Here is a 1076-nt window from a genome sequence, read left to right on the forward strand (position 1 = left end):
CATAACAGGCATACTTACCCAACCTGGCCTGTGCTTTAAGTTTTTAACTCGAAGAAATCTAACTAGCAAGGCTTATTATTATTCGGCGACAAGTAACTTAGTTTCCATCTCGGGTAAGAAAGAGCCACCCTATGGCGCGACTAGATATTGACTGTTTCTGAAAAGATCGCTATTCTTACCAATAACCTATCGATCGCGAAACAACCAGAAATGTCTAATACTGCCACCCTATCAAGCAAGTTCCAAATCTCCATTCCGAAGGAGCTCAGAGAAACCATGCACTGGTCCGCTGGGCAAGAGTTTGTGTTTCTTCCCAAAGGTGATGGGCTACTCATGATGCCCGTACCCGAGCTCGGTCAACTTCGAGGTATCGCAAAAGGCGCGAATACCGACAAGTACAGAGACCGCAAGGATCGCTTCTGATGGCGTCCCAGCAACTGTGGGTTGTAGACACCTCTGCATGGATTGAATGGCTGACCGATAGTCAGCACGGAAAAAAACTCAACAACAGATTTCCTGCAAAAGACTTTTGTATTGTGCCAACGATCGTACAACTAGAGTTATCTAAGTGGCTGACGAGAGAGCTTGGCGAAGAGCGAGCAGATACTGTCATCGCCTACACACAAAAATGCATTGTGGCACCGCTTGAAACTAGCATTGCGTTGTTAGCGGCCGAGTGTCATCGAAAATTTAAACTGGCAACCGCAGACGCGATCGTTTACGCCACGGCACAACATTGTGGTGCCGAATTACTGACTTTCGACGCTCATTTTGCCAAGCTACCTGCAGTGACTTACTTGGCAAAGTAATTACACTCATCACAGCGCACTGACCAACAGTGGTACGCGATTTTTGTACTACTTATCACCATTAAAACGACCACTGCAACTGCGCCTGTAGCATTTGGCTAGTGGATTGACGTGCCAGAGTAGCGGAGTAGACGAGATTGAAGCGGCTTGAGTCACCAAGGCTGGCACCGATACCGACTTCAACAATGGCTGCATCTCGAGCCATTGGTGCAGCACTTACGGTAAAGCCCGGGCCTGTGGCAAACGCCAAAGTTGTTGTCGGAGATA

Annotated in this window: 3 protein-coding genes; 2 read left to right on the forward strand and 1 reads right to left on the reverse strand. The window is 48.0% G+C overall.

Annotation, left to right across the window (positions count from 1 at the left end; all coding sequences use genetic code 11):
* Window positions 1-210 precede the first annotated feature (210 nt).
* Complete coding sequence (locus KZZ10_RS14380) at window positions 211-423, forward strand: AbrB/MazE/SpoVT family DNA-binding domain-containing protein (RefSeq protein WP_259662235.1); 213 nt, start codon at window positions 211-213, stop codon at window positions 421-423.
* Window positions 423-809: a type II toxin-antitoxin system VapC family toxin gene (locus KZZ10_RS14385; RefSeq protein ID WP_259662236.1), complete on the forward strand. Its 387-nt coding sequence runs from the start codon at window positions 423-425 to the stop codon at window positions 807-809. Before KZZ10_RS14380 ends, KZZ10_RS14385 begins: the two co-directional genes overlap by 1 nt.
* 61 nt (window positions 810-870) lie before the next feature.
* Here the strand turns inward: KZZ10_RS14385 and KZZ10_RS14390 are convergent.
* Window positions 871-1076 (reverse strand): hypothetical protein (locus KZZ10_RS14390; protein WP_259661493.1); only part of this gene is annotated, 206 nt, incomplete at its 5' end.

This window comes from Zwartia hollandica (assembly GCF_019923725.1).
Lineage (GTDB): Bacteria > Pseudomonadota > Gammaproteobacteria > Burkholderiales > Burkholderiaceae_B > Zwartia > Zwartia hollandica.